This window comes from Paenibacillus lutimineralis (assembly GCF_003991425.1).
GTDB classification, from domain to species: Bacteria; Bacillota; Bacilli; order Paenibacillales; family Paenibacillaceae; genus Fontibacillus; species Fontibacillus lutimineralis.
Genome location: NZ_CP034346.1, coordinates 5,906,699 through 5,924,264 on the forward strand (window position 1 = coordinate 5,906,699; position 17,566 = coordinate 5,924,264).

The window sequence follows — 17,566 nt, forward strand, 5'->3', positions numbered from 1 at the left end:
CCGTTCTACACCCCACGAATTCGCAGAGATAAGTGCATATATGCAACTATCCAATAGAAATCTTGGCATTAGCCCAAAATAGGTGTATATAAGCACTTATTTATCCATCGGGTTACTTACGTGTCATTGCGATGCCACTCATTCGCTCGCAAATATAGAGTTACTTACATAATAAAAAGGTTCAACCCGCCTATATAGTGGATTGAACCTTCCTAAAACTTAACTATTCAACTTATCCAGCACCCGCTTCAGCATCACAGCCGCCTGGGCACGAGTAGCATTGCCTTGCGGCTGGAAGGTGGTCTGCGTCATCCCTTGGATGATGCCTTCCTGTACAGCCTTGGCGACGGTCTGTTTGTTCTGGATCTTCGTCGCGTCCTTGAACTTCACTAGCGCCTGCGTTCCAGTATTAGCAACCTCATACCCAGCATACTCCATTGCCCGCACCATCATCAGTGCCATTTGCTCACGAGTAATATTGTTATTCGGCTTGAACGTTCCATCAGAGTTCCCGTTGATAATCCCAGCCTTAGCTGCTGCCCCAATGTAAGCTCCTGCCTCCGAGCCCGCGATGACATCCGGGAAGCGGCGGGCACTCGATTCATCCTTGGTAAGCCCCAGTCCCTTGGCAATGAACATAGCGAATTCCGCACGTGTAATGCTCTTGTCCGGTTCGAAAATAGCGCTGTTATTCGATCGCGGTCCAACGATTAATTTCCCAGCCAATTCTGAAATATCATTCTTAGCCCAATGCTTGTTAATATCGCTAAAGTAGCTGTAACCCACTATAGGCATAACGACAGAATTTCCAGTAACTTTTCCGGAAATAACCATGCCGGCTCCTTTATTCATTGCCTTCGATGGGGTATAAACAACCGCTTGCGTATTTGTATCGTATTTGACCAGTGATGCTGTACTTAATGGAACTTGTCTTGTAATTTTATAATATAACTTCCCAGTATGAGAAACCTCAGCCACTGTCGTACTTCCCGTCATTCCAGCCGAAACATACACCTCAACCGGGTTATTTAATTTAGATACGCTTACTCCACTGCTAGAACTTAATGGGGTATTAGTAGTTGAAGTAAGAGCCTCAAGTTGAATCGTAAGGTTCACCGAGCCAAAATATCCCGTATTTAGAGTCCTGGAAATATCCGTGAATGGTATTTCCTTCAGTGGCACCTCATACAACACATCCCCAAATTTTACACCTAACGAAGTAGTGTTCCCCGAGGTGTATGATTCCATTAAAGGATTTAGTGGTATTGAAACCTTAGCGGCCTTCTGCGTATTTGGAATCTCAAACACTAGAATCTTCTGGGGCTCATTAATGCCTGACAAGAAGCTTAACGAGCTCTTTAACTTTGCACTATCTAAAGTATACAAAGAGATGGATTGTCCATTCTTCGACTTGTCTGAAGAGGTCTGAGCAGCGTTAACAGGGAGCGTATAGCCATTGACTCCAAAGTCATTATTCGCCCACTTCGTAAGATAACTTGGCTGTCCGCTATCACCAGGCGAAGTTGTGCCATCGGATAAATTCGTTACCGGTAAGTTGGTGTAGCCTTTCATCACATTATTATCATTATCGTATAACAACGTTCCACTGGATGTATATGTCACTACCACGTTCTGACCAGACTTCACTGAATTATATAACTTGATGGTGACAGCATCACCGCTCACGCTCACAGACTGTATGCTTTGGCTCAGACCGTCCACCCCGACGTAGAACTGATTTATCGGAAATACTGTGACTGATCTCAAAGTCTTATTATAACTAATCGTGATCGTATCCCCACGAACTACAGCGGAACGGATCCCTTCAACCACCACATTGTACTGTACAGGTTCCAAATTGATGTATCCAGCCAGATTACCGTTCAAGTCAGCAATCCCGCCAATACCAGACACATAGGATACTGTCACATTCTGCCCCTGATTAAAAGAAGAAGCCAAGGTCAGAATCACCTGATTAGACACAATTTCTACATTGGTTACATATACAGGCGAGTTGTTAACAAGTACAGAGAACTGACTTTTCATTGGGATATTCGTTGTTTTCAAAGCTTCGTTATAGGACAGAACAATCTTATTGCTTGAACCTTCTGCACTTGTAAACTCCGGCGGCTTCGTATCATACGTATTGCGAACAAAATAATCCTCAAAGGATGGGATATTCTGTCCACGATAATCTTGAAGCGGATAAGAACCAGGGTAGTAGGAGACTTTTACATTATCTCCGTTAGATACAGAACTAGTTAGGTAGAGCGTAACCGAAGAACCGCTTTGATTAATGCGATCTATCCCTCTGGAATACCCATCTACTGTTACACGGAACTGCTCGTAGGCATAGGTTGAGACGCTCTTCAAGGTATCGCTAAAATAAAGAGTCAGCGTACTTCCTGATACAGAGCCCTCTCTTGGTTTCGGCAGTACAGAGTCAATTCCATTCGTTACATCCTTACCAGAAAAAGATGCAGCTACATTCCTGGATAAATCCTGAATCGGTCTTACTCCGTTGGAGGTGTATCCGACCCGTACATTTTGCCCTACGGCAACCCCCGTCTCCAAAGTAACATATACACTCTCTCCAGAAATATAAGCATTGCTGATGCGACGCGTCTCTCCGTTTACGGTTACTGAAAAACTGGAAGTCAGTAGGTTTATGGATGAATCGAGCGTTTTATTGTATAACAGCCGAATCATCGAATTCGTATACATCGTTGCACTTTGCAATACTGGCGCAGTCTTATCTTTTGTCCCCGTTTGGAATGTCCAGCTTGATGAGCCGTTTATCCCATTGAAAACTGCCCCCGTAACGGCATCCGCTACAGCACCTGAGGCAATATCGATATAATAGGTTGCACCATCTCTTAAATTAGCGTTTGGAGTAATGTACAGCTTATTACTAGATGGTGTTACCTTTGCAGCTACAGATGTATTTGAGCCTTGCATTTTCAAAGTTACCTTTGACGCATCTAGTAATGTAATATTGCGGTTAAATGTAGCTGTCATATTGCTTGAGACCGATACATTCGTGCTGCGATCGCTTGGACTTAAACTGTTTATAGATAAAGTACCTGATGCAGCCGTTGCAGTCGTAAAGGACCACGATGACAAGGGAGGTGTATCGTTGCCATCAGCATCTTTAAAGGCTCCCTGTGGTACGTTCACCGTGTAACTCGTATTGTAGCTTAATTCTGGCCAATTAATCGCTATATTCGTTGTCCCTCCGCCCGTTACATTAGAAGAGGTGACATCGATCTCTGTCTTTCCAATCTTGGACTCAATCGTTATCTTTCCAGTATTTGGATATACTGGACGAGTGAAATTCAATTGCCCCTTCGTCTTAATATCAACTCCGCCAACGCCATTCTTCGGCACCATAGCATTAGAGTCCCACCCTACTACTGAACCCTTTACATTGAAGTACCAGTCCTGTGCATTGTCAATTCCGGCGAAATATTGATCATCGCTATCTTTATACGCATTCTTATCGATCAATATATAATAACGTTCTCCTGGAATGAGCCGATCTACTGTCCAGGATTCCTTTGTATCACCTGCAGCTTTAGGAGTAAATTTAACAGATTCATTCGTGGATGCCCGAACCAACGACACATTGCCGCCGCCAGCCCAGACAGGCTTATTAAACGTCAAACTGATTTCCTGTGAGGTCCCTGGTATCGTAGTACCCTTTGCAGGAATTAATTGATCATTAATACTAACGGGTGGTTTACTGTTTGGATCACTTATTGTTGTGAAAGTCAGATTAATCGCTTCTGATTTCACGCTTTCTTTTGCAGCATCTACAAAAGCACCTTCATTTCCAACCACGCTATAAGTAGTGTTGTATTCTAAATCAGAAGGAAGACTTACTTCCATCGATCTAATGACATACCCCTGGGAAATAATCTTCTTCTCTGCAACCAAATTCCCATTATTGAATACTTGGATCGAGCCATCCCCCTCTCGGACATCACGATCAAAGGACAGCTTGATGGATTTAACTCCAACTGGAACCCCTTTTTCCCCATTAGCAGGAGTCACCGCTACTTTAAACGAAGTTTCTTCCGCTGCCGATGCAATCATCCCAAGCACCATATTCAGTACCAGAATAGCAGCTAGCATTACTGATAATCTTTTTCTCACTCTAGCAACCTTCCTCTCTCTATCTTTATGTAAAAAATGCCACACGGCAATGATACGCATACTTACTATTATTAACGGCAAAAAGCAATGCCGAGTTTAGAAAATATGCAAAATAAAACGGATACCCACTCCCTAATAGAAATGAATATCCGCATATTATGTGATGTACAAAAATATAAATTAAAACCCAGCTTGCTCTTTCAGAACCACTGCCTTATCGAGACGCTCCCAAGGCAAGTCCACATCTGTACGGCCAAAATGTCCGTAAGCAGCTGTCTGACGATAAATCGGACGGCGTAGATCCAGCATGCGAATAATACCAGCTGGACGAAGATCAAAATTGTTGCGTACAAGCTCAACCAGCTTCTCTTCTGGAACTCTGCCTGTACCGTAAGTATCCACATTAATGGATACCGGACTAGCAACGCCGATTGCATAAGCTAGTTGAATTTCTACCTTATCAGCCAAACCTGCAGCTACGAGGTTCTTCGCTACATAACGTGCTGCATACGCGGCAGAACGGTCAACCTTCGTCGGATCCTTACCGGAGAAGGCACCGCCGCCATGACGAGCATATCCGCCATAGGTATCAACGATAATCTTACGTCCTGTAAGACCTGCGTCCCCTTGCGGCCCACCAATAACAAAGCGGCCAGTCGGGTTAATATAGTACTTAGTCTCTCCATCAAGCAATTCTGCAGGAACTACTGGAAGAATAACTTGTTCTTTAATATCATGTTGAATCTGTTCCAATGTAATATCTTCAGCATGCTGAGTGGATACTACAATCGTATCGACGCGCTTCGGCTTGCCATCGACGTATTCGATCGTAACCTGAGTCTTGCCGTCAGGGCGAAGATAATCCAGTGTACCATCTTTACGAACCTCGGAGAGACGGCGGGCAATACGATGGGAAAGTGCAATCGGAAGCGGCATTAATTCAGGCGTCTCATTCGTCGCAAAACCGAACATTAAGCCTTGGTCGCCTGCACCAATGTTTTCCGTCTCCTTATCCATTTGTGTCGGATCACGATGCTCCAGCGCCGCGTTGACCCCTTGAGCGATATCCGCAGATTGCTCATTCAAGGATGTCAGCACCGCACAGGTATTATAGTCAAAGCCGTACTTGGCCCGTGTATAACCAATTTCTTTAATCGTATTGCGTACGATTGAAGGGATATCTACATATTCCGATTTCGTGCTGATCTCACCGATTACAAGTACAAGACCTGTAGCAACGGATACTTCACAGGCTACCCGTGCATTTGGATCATTCGCCAGGAATGCATCAAGAACCGCATCGGATATCTGGTCACAAATTTTATCCGGATGCCCTTCGGTTACGGACTCGGATGTGAATAAATGTCGCCCTTGAATGGACATTAAATCAACCTCCCCATATGGATAGTATGGCATTCAGTACTATATATTAGTACCGAAAAACGAGGAGTCAGGCACAGACAGAACCTAAAAATCAAAAAATGAACCTTTTCCTGAGCGGAAAAGGTTGATTTGACAATCCTCAAATGTCATATTAGCGTATTTAGAAGTTCATGTCAAAATAAAATGGGACAATTCCTAATGGATCTTATAAGGAAAAGTTCCGTTCTGCCTGGGCTACAAGCCGCTTGGTGATCTCTCCACCTACGGATCCGGCTTCACGTGAAGTCAAATGTCCCCAGTAGCTTCCATTTGACGAGCCGCCTAAAGCTCCCAGCTCACCGGCAAATTCAGTATCTGCGCCTCCTGCACCGCCTGAGCTACCCACAGGTAACCCAAACTCTGCAGCGATTTCATATTTCCATTGGTTCAACACTTCCCGGCTCTCCGGTACGATCTTACGGTTGCTTCTTGCCATAATTTTACACACCTCCTGATTATTGTGGATCAGGAATAGTATGTGTCCGGCACCTTACGCTAACCGTATTAATGTTTGTTACTTATGGAAGTATTACTTAATTTGATATCCTCCACGAACCATTACCGTTAAATTATGTGTATTCCCTTCTTGTACCTGAATACCTCGGCCTGCTTTAGGAAATGATAACAAATGATTATTTGTAACTGCGCCGCCGTTAGAAATATCTATTCCATCCGTCAAATCGGCAACACCATTTTTATCTTCACTATAAATCGCTGCTTTACCAGCACGAACGACGAATTCCGTCCCTGCCGAAGCGATCAGAACTTGTCCGGGCTTCACATCGACAATCTTCACCTCATCCGCGGAAGATGAAGAAGAGCCACTATTTCCACCTTCCGCTGGCGTAGACGGCTTAGAAGGCTCTGTAGGCGTTGTAGGAGCCGTTGGCGTAGTCGAGCCTCCACCTCCACCTTTCAGAGCTTGCTGTATAGCTTGATCCACATAACTTTTTGTCACAACTGGGTCATCCGAGGTGCCTGGTTGATTCGTCACACCTGCCCCCTCTGCCTGTGAATTCATCAACGACCCTGCCCATACACTTCCGCCAATCAATACAACCGCGGCAGTCACTTTCCATGCTGTCTTCATCATGTTCCTCCTCTATAAATCTATTACTTCTAATGATAGTGGTTTTGATAGATTGGAACAAGCAAAAATCCCCGAGATGGGGATTTTATGCTTGTTTCAATTTAATTAATTATTAAGATCAGTATTTACATAATAAGCTGCTTGTGATGCGATTTTGGTCTTTTCTCCTCCATAGGAATCATAAATCGAGAATTGGAATCCACCTGTCCTAGAAGTAGCAAATATCGGATCGTTAATCACATAAGAGAAACTTTGATAACTACCAACCACAATGTCTTTCTCAATTGTTATTTCCTTCTCAAATCTAGCCCCACTGGAATCCACAACCTCAAATATGAATTTATGTTGGAATTCACCTATATCAAAGGTTAGATCACGTTTCAAGTCATATTTCATTTTAATTTCAAGCCCTGAGGAATTCGTACGTCCTTCTATAGAAGGAATATTAATAGTATAAGGGAATAATTCAACATCTTTTAAAGTACTCTTAATATCCCGGCTATCCAGGTTCAATTCCATAGCGGATGCATTAACATATCCTGTAGGTTTCCCTTCAGGCTCAGTAAATTTATTTTCCGTAATACTCTCACCCACAACCAGATTCCAATTAGAAACCGTTGTTCCTTTTGGTACCTTAGATGAGAATGTAACAATACTTGCTCCTTGAGGACCAACAGCAGTCTTCACCTGATTTACATCAGCCTTATAGTATTGGCCATCTTCGGTTTGGAAATAGCCAGTAAGTTGTGAGAGATTATTCTGCTTATTCTCTAAGTTTCTCATAATGACCTCTGAATAAATTATGTCATTCGTCGTGCCCTTATAGAGGTATGTTTTACGAGTCTGAAGATCGGCCTTTTTACCTACTGTATTCAAATTATTGTAGGTTCCTTCAGGTACCTTATTGATTTCAGTTGTTTTACCAAAATTCGAGAACATGATCCAATTACTTGTCTTATCTGTTCCTGTTTTCTGAAGTAACTGTATCTGCAATTGCGAATATTTTAAACTTGATGGAACATTTGATACGACATATACACTTGTTTTCTCACCAACACCGAGAATTTGTGTAGTGTTACTGTTTACTAATTGAACTGTGTTACTTAGTGTCGTCTGATCCATCTTATAAGCCCCTACGAAGTCAGGAAGTTTAGCTGCCTTTGTGCCTTTATTAACTATAGTAATTTTAGTCGACAGTATGTTTCCGTCACCCCATGGAAGTTTTTGTATACTATCCAATGTTACACCGTATGTCCCATCATTATTTTTTACAACTCGCTCTTTACCTAATGAATAGTGCATATCAGTGTATTCAGGCAAGCTATAAGCAGCAATTGGGTAACTAATGCTAGCCGCTGGTGGTGTTTGTCCACCTTCTGATCCAGAAGAGCCTGTTGCTGTTTTTAGAATAAGATCAATATCTTCAGCATTTACTATTACCGGAATCACTCCGTCAATAGAAATAATTTGTTCTTCATCTGGCTCTAATGACATCCCGTCCAGACCACTCGCAGTTAATGGATATAACTTATTCCCAACCTGAATATCAAATCCATAATTTGGGACTGTGACTGTTTTGTCTCCTTTATTTTTTATAGCAAACTGAACGGATAACTCACTGCTTCCGAAACCTTGATTTCTGGAAATGCTATCGATTCTAGTTGTTATGCTATTATTATCTACCTTGAGGATTCTTTCTTTATTCACAGCAGTCTTGGATGACTGTCCTTGCTTAGTTCCTAAACTTAATGACGCTACTGGCATTTCGCCTTTAACTGCTTCATCATTTTGAACCATAATAAGCGTTAAATTATTTAGGTTTACTTTTTTGGGTATTTTCGCTATAAGATTTAGAGTTTTGCTTTCCTGAGGTAAAATTTGGTAATTTGAGCTTGCAGAATCTGCGGTCAATGCAAAGGCTGTTCCACTACTCGTTTGGACCACGTATTTAAAGTTCGGGTTTTCTAAGGTCTTTGCTCCAGAATTCTGTAAATATAGAGATACATTCACATAATTATAATCCCCTAAACCTAATACGTTAACTGAGTTTACCTTCGCTTTAAGTACATAATCATTCAGAAGTAGCTTCTGCGTTGTATTCACAGGTGTAGCTACTGAATAATTCGATGGGATATTAATGCTTCCCAAAATTTTCTCATAACCCGATACACCAAAATCCCATTTGATGATTTGGAAGTTTAGATCACTATATTTCAGATTCTTAGCAATCTTAGTCGTATATGTAACGCTAACAGAAGATCCAGGAACTACTTTTTTCTTGTCTTTATCTGCCCCTACAGCGGTTACACTATACACTGTTCCAGACTTGGTCTTTACCTTAGTCCAGTAATCGATCAAAGACAATGTCTTACTATCATTATTATTGTAGGTCAACGTATATGTTAATACGCTTCCATCATCTTGAGATAGAATATTAACATTGCTCAACTTCACCGTACTCTTATTAGTTATCTTTACGGCCTTTAAATCATTCAATGTCTTCACAGTTTGCTTCTGCGTCTTTGTCGTCGTGGGTTGGTTTTTAACTGCTGCTGCGTCAACATCACCTACAAATCCTTGACCAAGCAAAGTAGCCACAGCTATCGACGCGACAATCGTTTTAGCTTTACTCAAGTTTAAACCTCCTATATAAAAAATGTCGTATATATTATATACGCATGAAAATAGAAAAAGTTCAAAAAGATTATGAATTAAGAATGAATTACATGTTTTTCTTCAATATAGGTAACATCTTAAATCGACTTAAATATATTTCTAGTTCATAGTCCATTAAAAAAAGCGAGCCCTTAGGCTCGCTTTCCTTAGAAAATTAATTAGTTAAGGCTTTTTGCATATTGGTAAAGCAAAGTAGCATCGAAGCCGCCAAGATCTTTACCAGCAGTATCTTGGATTGCTTTAGTGTAGTTAGCATTGTATTTAACAAATACAACATCGCTATCTACGAAAGGAACAGCACGAGTGAATTCTACAACCAACACAGATTTATTAAGTGGATCAACATCAGCACCAGTAATAACAATACCTGTGTCACTGTTATTCACTTTAACTTCGAACAACTTATCAGCTGTGAACGATCCAAAGTGAGTATCAACTTCTTCAGTCAAATTAATTCTAATTTGATAAGTTGAACTAGTAGCAGAAAGTGATTTCACTCTGAAATCATTGTCATTAGCTAACTTAGGAGCAACGTCATCCTTGATCAACCCATTAGGATCATTTTCAGCAATTACAAGTTTGTTTCCAAGAGAATCCTGAGAGTAAGATGATACAGTATAAACTCGAAGTGGATTTTTTGGATTTTCTGGATCAACTGGCAAATTGTTATTCGATGTAAATTTCAAGGTAAGAGTTGTTTGGTCAGAGCTTAAGGAATAACCATTTGGCGTGTAGTTTCCACCATTAGGACCAGCAACTCTAAAGTCATTGATGTTTACAGTTGAAATTTTACCTTTAAACTCCAACTTCAGTTCTTCTTTGCTTGTAATAGTGGCTTTTTTCAGCGCAATTACATTCGCAGCAACTATCTCACTTAGCTCATATCCATTTTGTGTTAAGTAAGTGCCATCTGAAGCTGCAATGTAATAAGCTTGAACAGTTTGGCCATCTAGAACATTTTCTTTTGTAGCAATACGAACTGTGTCAGAAGAAACCAATTCAACATCATCATTATCATTGGTCAATTTAACTTTAGCACCAGCTGCATTTGTATAAGTGTACTTGGCCGCTTCAAGAGCATTACCTTCTCCACTTGTTTTTAATGTTTTATTGAATTCAATATAAACATATTTAACGGTGCTGGAGGTTGTTCTATCTACCCATACACGGTTAATCTTGCCTTGTTGTACTGTTCCTGCATCCAGGTTAACTGTGTAAGGAAGAATTTTGTTTGCAACATATGCATTATCTTCCAGGTCGGAAACAGTCAATGTGTAGCTGGAGCTACCCAAGTTCTTACCAAGGTTAACTTCTACAATGTTGTTTGCATAAGTTGGGTTAACAAGTGGGTTACCTTTGGAATCAGTACCATCTTTGTCAGCAACTTTACCATCTGAGTTCTTCAATACATAGTTTTTACGATCGGTAGCAGTACTGCTCTTCAACGATTTGCTGAATCTTAATTTAACAATGAAATCACCATTCGATTCAGTTCTGTACTCGCTGCTAATTACAGTTGGACGAGTAGTATCAAGCGTTGGAGTTACTTTTCCTTCACGATCTGCAGAGTTATCACTATAATCGCGAACACCTTTCAGGAAGATCGTGTTCTCAGCATAATTCAGTGGTTTAGACTGGCTGAATTCAAGGATAACTTTAGTATCTTCAACCTTGATAATGTCAGGAGTATTACCACTCACATTAGCATAAGCACTGTCAACACGTTTGATTGGTTCATTAAACTCAACTGTAACTTTCTTCAAGTCATTAGTTTTAATGGACACAATTTCCGGTGCAGCAGTATCTACAGCGGCTTTAAACTCGTTTTCAACTGGTACTACTTTCAGACCAGAGAAATCAGATACATTGCTTACTGAAAGTTTATGTTCGCCTTCTGTAAGATCAGTTGTAAGAATTACAGTATCAGGATAGGTATATGCTACAGAAGCACCAATCAATTTACCATCAATTTTGTAATTGGTAGATTTGGATGCATCAGCACTTTGTACAGGCTCACTAAATTTAACTTTAATAGCCTTGGTTCCCAATGCAGTCACTTCTTTAACTGTTGGAGTCGTAACATCGACTGGAGTAAATTTAACTTTTTGATTAAATGTCTTGGTTCCATCTTCGTTTTTAACAGCGTTAACTGACAATTCCACTTCTTTTTGGTTTGTCAAAACGCCTGCTTCGTTAAGAAGCAATTTTACGCTAGTTTTGTCTTCAGACAAAGTCGCGCTTTTGAAGATTTTCCCGGAAATGGAGTAGCTGTTTGGATCTTCAGCAGTAACTGCATCAACAGTACCGTCAAACTCAACAACTACTTGTTTCAAATCAGCTGCAGAAACAGATTTAACCGATTGAGCAACTGTTGTTTGGTAAGTTACTTTATGAGTGTAATCATGACCGTTGTGAGTGAATTTCACTTCAGTTTCTTTGTTAGGCTCAAGAGCTTTTTCCAAAGTCACTTTCACAACTTCTTTGTTGGAGAGTGTGAACTCAACAACTTTACCAGCTTCGGAAACTGTGTAAGAAGCTACAGTTGGAACTTGAGCTGCTTCATAAATTGCATATGCAGCAACGATTGCTTGGGAACGGCTAGCGTTAGCTTGGTAGTTGATACCAGCATCCATGTATCCGCCCTTAACAGCTGCTTCTACATAGCCTTTAGCCCATTCAGTAGCAGTGTTGTTAGTTTCAGTTGGAACTTCAAGTTTCAAAGCGCGAACCAAAACTGCAGCGAGTTCTTGAACGGAAAGGTTGCCACTTGGGTCGAACAATTTCTTCTCAAGGTTCTTACCTTCCATGATGTTCGCTTGAGTTACAGCTTCGATATAAGTACGTGCCCAGTGTTTAGCGTAGTTCTTATCGTTGTAAGAAGTAGCGTCTACTGGAGTAAGATCAGTTGCTTTAACGATGATCTTAGCCAATTCAGCACGAGTCAGGCTTCTGTCCAAGTGGGACAATCCATCTGGGAAACCTTCTACGATACCAGCGTCTTTCAATGTGTTAAATTGTTGCTCTGGTGTCAACTTAGCGTCAGCACCGAATGCTACAGTAGCAAACATGGAGAATGCCATTGCTGTAGACAAAGCTACGGATAAAATTTTCTTCATAACCTTTTTTTCTCCTCCTTGATTAACTATCACATAAGAGTTTTCTTTAAATGAGTTTTCTTTAAATGAATAGCTCTTGTTACTCATTAGCCATTGCACCCCCTTTCCAGAGTCTGAGCAGGATTCCTATAAATTAGGTCTGCGACAGAGCCGCAGAAACTTATAAACTACGAGCAAGTTAATAGAATGTAGAAATAGACTAGTTTCCTAATCCTACCTAAACATTATACAATGAGTCCCAGGTGCCGTAAAGATAAATTTTCTAAAAGATAGACAAGTTTCCCCATGAGGAACATGTTGGGATGTCTAAATTTGGTCGTCATCGTCATGCTCATCATCTTAAACGCAGCAGAACAAAAAAAGTTGCGCCTATTTTAAAAAAAATTGCAAGATTGTTACTTTTTCTAGTCTTCTCCTGCATTTCATCATTATGCCACGCGTTCCTGCTGACGGAAATTAGTATAACACCCCTGAATCTCCCAAGTCATCGTACAAGTTTTTCCAGACCAATATTCTAAATATATGTACGATAAGCACAAATAAGACGTCCAATTTTGGACGCCTTATTAGGCAAATAGATAGCTTATAATTGCAATTTATTATTATCTAACTCTCATCGCCAGTTGAATAATCCGGCTGCGCATCTTAGGATCGGAGTTCAGCTTCAGATACATATCATCGATTGCCTGCTTGTTATCCTTGTATTCCTTCTCATGCTTCATTGTATTATGCGACCATTCAATTAATTCATTCTCGGCATTACGCAGATCATTGAACGCTTCGTGGAAGCCTGACTCTACAACAAGACCTTCCATAATCTCTTGAGTTACTTCTTGTTCCTTAGCAATCTCTTCGATTCTCTTCTCCAATACCTTGGATCTATCCTCAAACTTTCTTTTTGCCTTCGAATATCCTAGTTGCGCTTTTGACAATATCGGTTTCATCAGTTCAATTTCACCCTTTTTGCAAAAAATGTTCTACTGAGTATTCTGCTTGATCTTTATTACTCTGCCTATTGTAACTTAAACCCCAACAAATTACAAAAAGATGTAATTGGAAAAAAACGAATCCTGCCCAGAAACAGATTCTGGACAGGATTAAAACATGCTTCTAACTTAAATTTTTAGGGAAAACATTTGTACTCTTCTTCAATAGCTCCACTGCAATTTTCCCCGCTTCTGCCCGAGTCATATTCGACTTAGGATTAAAGTTATAGGCCGCCTTCTTGCTTCCAGTTGGCGTAGATGGAGTGCCTGACATAATCTTAGCTTTGTATACAGCCTGGACTGCCGGCTGTGCATAAACTTCAATTTGCCCTGAATCCAAGAATGTCTTAGCAAGCGCGTCTTTCAACTTCTGATCATTGGCTGGCAACTTCAATTTTAGCGCTCTGGCGATCATTACTGCTGCTTGCTCTCGAGTGATCGGCTGATCGGCCCCGAAAATCCCTTCACTCAATCCAGTAACGATCCCCGCCCGTGCAGCGGTCTCAATATGCTTATAATCCCATGTAGCTGAGCTGGAGCCAGGTACTAACTCGCTAAATGTTGGATTATTATCATAATTCAACGGAAGATTTAATCCCTTAACCAGTAAAGTGGCGAACTCGCCTCTGGTTGTCTGATCATCCGTACCGAATTGTTCAAATCGGATGTTATTCATAATTCCTTTTGAATAGAGAGCATTCAAAATATTTCTCGCCCAGGAATGGTTAGTAATATCGCTATAACCGCGGCTCATCTTCATAACCATATAATAACCGAACTCATCGAACGGAACCGTAATCGTGTGGTTCTTCGTATTTACTTCTCCGCCGATATTCTCCCAACGGCGATTCTCATTATATCGGAATACTGTAACCATTGTGCCTGCTTCGTCTACGACACTCTTGTCGAAGGCAATCGTCAATTTGCCACGACTGGAAGGAGTAATTTTACGTTCAGAAGGCGTCTCGGGATCGCCAAACAGCCCTTCAACTGAATATGGAACCAATCCATTGGTTGCTGCTTTATAATTGGCTGTTCCTCTCTCCCCTGATTCTCCAAGACCACCGCTAACCCAGTAAACATTAGAAATCCTTACGAAATTCCGGCGATCAAAATTCGAACTGAAGTAACCCAAATATTCATCCGGAAGAATCCAAGACGGATAGCCGCTTTCAACTCCAGTTCCTGTAAATCCAATCACATTACCATAGTCATTTCGACGTTCTACGATACCTGTATTAGGATCCGCGATACCAAACAACAGCTTCGTATCAGGATACGATTTCGTAATGCCTCTTGTATCCGTACTTTGCATAATGGATCCCTTATCAAAAGTTAACTCAAGGGATTTGTTAAACGCACTATACTTGTTGGATACCTTTGGAGCCATATACTGCGAATCGACTCCTATAGCTCCGGTATAAAATACTTCGATTGTATCATTCGTCTTCGTATTGCCTCTAGTAATCTGAATCTTGATTTTATTCGACTTGTCCTGCTTCAATCCGACGTAATCAAGAACAAATCGGTTCTCTCCAAGATCCGTTCGTCTCTCAGCAACTTCTTTATCGATAATTACCTCAGTCGCACCCTCAGCTTCAATATCAAAATGAACAAAGTTCTTGGTCACAACGATTTGATTCCCCACTGTTGGCTGCGGAGACAATATGCGATAGGCCCCTACTTCTCTAACGATCTCTAACTTCTGAGTCGTCTTGGCGCCAGTATCGTTAATTAATTCCAAAGTATAAATGTATGTGCCCGGTTTATCCGAGATAAAATCTTGGATACGCATGATGAAATCGCCTTGATTACCTGCGAAATCATAATTGTATCTATCGCTTGCAAAGGTTACATCCGCACCGTCCTGAGAGTTGGCTGGAATGCTCGCAGATAAAATATTTTTGGTTCCCATGTTCAAGTTCATTTTGACTGCTCCGGAACCTCTTAGAACGATATCGAATTCTCGTAGACTTGTTGTATAAACTTTATCTTTGTAAATAAACTCCGGCGTCAAGTTAAAGATCTTCGCCAGTTGAGGATCATCAGAACCAAAATCCCGCGCCGGGAAATCAGGTCTATCTCTACCTACTGCAGGCTGAAAATTCGCAATTGTCGACACGTTGTTGTCTACGATATAAATCCGCAAAACTTTTGTGACTTCCCTAGCCTGTCCTTTCTCATCAACACCTGTTCCCGTGAAGACAATTCTGTTCTCTCCGAAAACTAACGGTCCGTTGTCGATCGAAATATCTAGATTAATGTCAAATTTCCCGGTATTTTTCAACCAACCCGAATCCAGATTTTCTGAAGGGACATTTGATTTTACCTTAATCCCGTTAGCGAACACTTCGGCAAGGAAATATTGGCTGTCCAAAGTGTCAAAATCAACATACTCACCTTTAATGTTCAATGATCTTCCGTTGGCGGTTACATCATAAGTCTGACCGTCCAGCAGATTTTCAATGTATATATAGTTTTTAGATGCAAATGAAACTTTCGCATCTTTGTAAGCATTGGAAAGTGCATATTGGAATCTTACAGTCTGATTCCCATTCTTGAATCCTGTAATCTTATAAATATGTTGTGTATCCGATGGCGACGATACATAAGAATAAGTAATTGGCTGTGATGCCAATGGCAAATAATTAATCTCTAGACCCGTTGCAGAGTCAGGTTTGCTATTTGTAACGACCATTACGTAAAAATCACTGGAGTCAACCTTGGCACCATTCAAGGACGTACCCGGAGGGATATTTGTACCACCATCATACCCCTCTAAATACTTCAGATCAGTAATGACAGTATGACCCGGCATATACTGGAAGTCGACACTTTTGTTAATCGTCTTCGTTCCGTAAGTGACGGACAGATTATGCCTCTGATCCTTCAGAACACTTGGCGGATTCTGAGTATCTTCATTCAGTAAAAGCGAAGTCAACTCAAAAGTAACCAGACGATATGCTGGCGTATTAATCTTCACGCTTGGAATAAATATTTCGCTTCCTTGTTCGGCGTTGATCTTCCCATCACTACTAACTTTGAAGCCTTTATAATATTTAACCTCCGAACCGACAACTTCTTTGCCATCTAACTTTAATTCAGCAGATGCATTGAAATCCGTATTATTATAATCCGGAATCAAGAGCTGGGCAAAAACCCTGGCTGTTGTTGTACTTTCTGTAAAAACAGGCTGATTGCTATCAAGCAAGCTTTGTGCATTTCCGTTAGAATCAACGAGATACAAACCTACAAAAGGCGTCTTCTCATCATAGAAATAGAGTGAATACTTGAACGTTAACGTATCCGACCCATTGGCTACAACGACTACCAAATCGTTAACCCCCGGGTTCAACTTCATTTGCTGCGAATAAAAAGTACCATCCTGCAGCAATGTAGTGGCAAGTGCAGATCCTCCATTGATTGACGTGGTAATCTTCGTGGCATTCTGAGCGTTGCCCTCTAATGTAATAATATCTTTAGCTACGACAATTTGTGCTCCCTCATTCAGATCCAGCTTATCAGCCCCACCTAGAACCTGCAGCTTCTCCAAATAAGGTACATTATCGTACAATACATAGAACGACTCCGAACGTTGAACCAAGCCTTGAGTTCCTGTAAAAGTAAGCCGGTTCATGCCGGAATGCAGGGTGATCGTCGCTTCAAAGCGATTGTCCGGACTGTCCAGATCCGGTTGAATCACGCCGGGGTTAATCCGGGTCGCATCTTCTACCCACTTGCTATTCAGTTGTTCCCAGTTCAACTGCTGGGCTTGTATGGACAACGTAGAATTGGTCACCTTGGAGAATGTACCTTTAATTTTAATTTGCGGTACAGTTACTTTATATACATTTTCCCGGGTCAACTGGTTGCTGCCCTTATCCAAAGTCAAATCTACAGTATTCCGCAAGTCTTTGTTATCAGGTGTGAAATAACTGGTTGGTTTGTCCCCTGCCGCGTTCGCAACTGGTATTGCAGCATTTGGGATTAATGAAGCAATCAAAGTAAATAAAAGCAACCAAATTAATGGCTTCTTGCATCGTTGCATTACAAGTCTCCCCCTCACATTCTTAATATATTGTTTATCGGTCAATTAGCAATAATTTTGAAGAAAACCGTAA

The 17,566-nt window shown here is 41.1% G+C and carries 8 protein-coding genes; all 8 read right to left on the reverse strand.

The features are described from left to right. Nucleotides 1–219: 219 nt before the first annotated feature. Nucleotides 220–4,155 carry a SwmB domain-containing protein gene (locus EI981_RS26355; protein ID WP_227011598.1) on the reverse strand — a complete coding sequence of 1,312 codons (3,936 nt, stop codon included), beginning with the start codon at nt 4,153–4,155 and terminating at the stop codon, nt 220–222. Nucleotides 4,156–4,335: 180 nt separating this feature from the next. After that, nucleotides 4,336–5,538, reverse strand: coding sequence for a methionine adenosyltransferase (gene metK, locus EI981_RS26360; RefSeq protein WP_127003299.1), 1,203 nt, complete (start codon nt 5,536–5,538; stop codon nt 4,336–4,338). 205 nt (nt 5,539–5,743) lie between these two features. Further along, a complete protein-coding gene (locus EI981_RS26365) occupies nt 5,744–6,013 on the reverse strand; it encodes an alpha/beta-type small acid-soluble spore protein (RefSeq protein WP_127003301.1) in 270 nt (89 codons plus the stop codon). Between the two features lie 93 nt (nt 6,014–6,106). Continuing rightward, complete coding sequence (locus EI981_RS26370) at nt 6,107–6,667, reverse strand: hypothetical protein (RefSeq protein ID WP_127003303.1); 561 nt, start codon at nt 6,665–6,667, stop codon at nt 6,107–6,109. Between the two features lie 105 nt (nt 6,668–6,772). Beyond that, the gene (locus EI981_RS26375; protein WP_127003305.1) at nt 6,773–9,301 is read right to left on the reverse strand and encodes a hypothetical protein; all 2,529 of its coding nucleotides are present in this window, start codon (nt 9,299–9,301) and stop codon (nt 6,773–6,775) included. Nucleotides 9,302–9,501: 200 nt separating this feature from the next. Beyond that, nucleotides 9,502–12,546, reverse strand: coding sequence for an S-layer homology domain-containing protein (locus EI981_RS26380; protein WP_127003307.1), 3,045 nt, complete (start codon nt 12,544–12,546; stop codon nt 9,502–9,504). 515 nt (nt 12,547–13,061) lie between these two features. Continuing rightward, nucleotides 13,062–13,403 (reverse strand): hypothetical protein, encoded by a 342-nt coding sequence (locus tag EI981_RS26385; RefSeq protein WP_127003309.1) that lies wholly within the window; start codon nt 13,401–13,403, stop codon nt 13,062–13,064. A 166-nt stretch (nt 13,404–13,569) separates the two neighbouring features. Further along, the gene (locus tag EI981_RS26390; RefSeq protein ID WP_127003311.1) at nt 13,570–17,493 is read right to left on the reverse strand and encodes an S-layer homology domain-containing protein; all 3,924 of its coding nucleotides are present in this window, start codon (nt 17,491–17,493) and stop codon (nt 13,570–13,572) included. Nucleotides 17,494–17,566 lie beyond the last annotated feature (73 nt).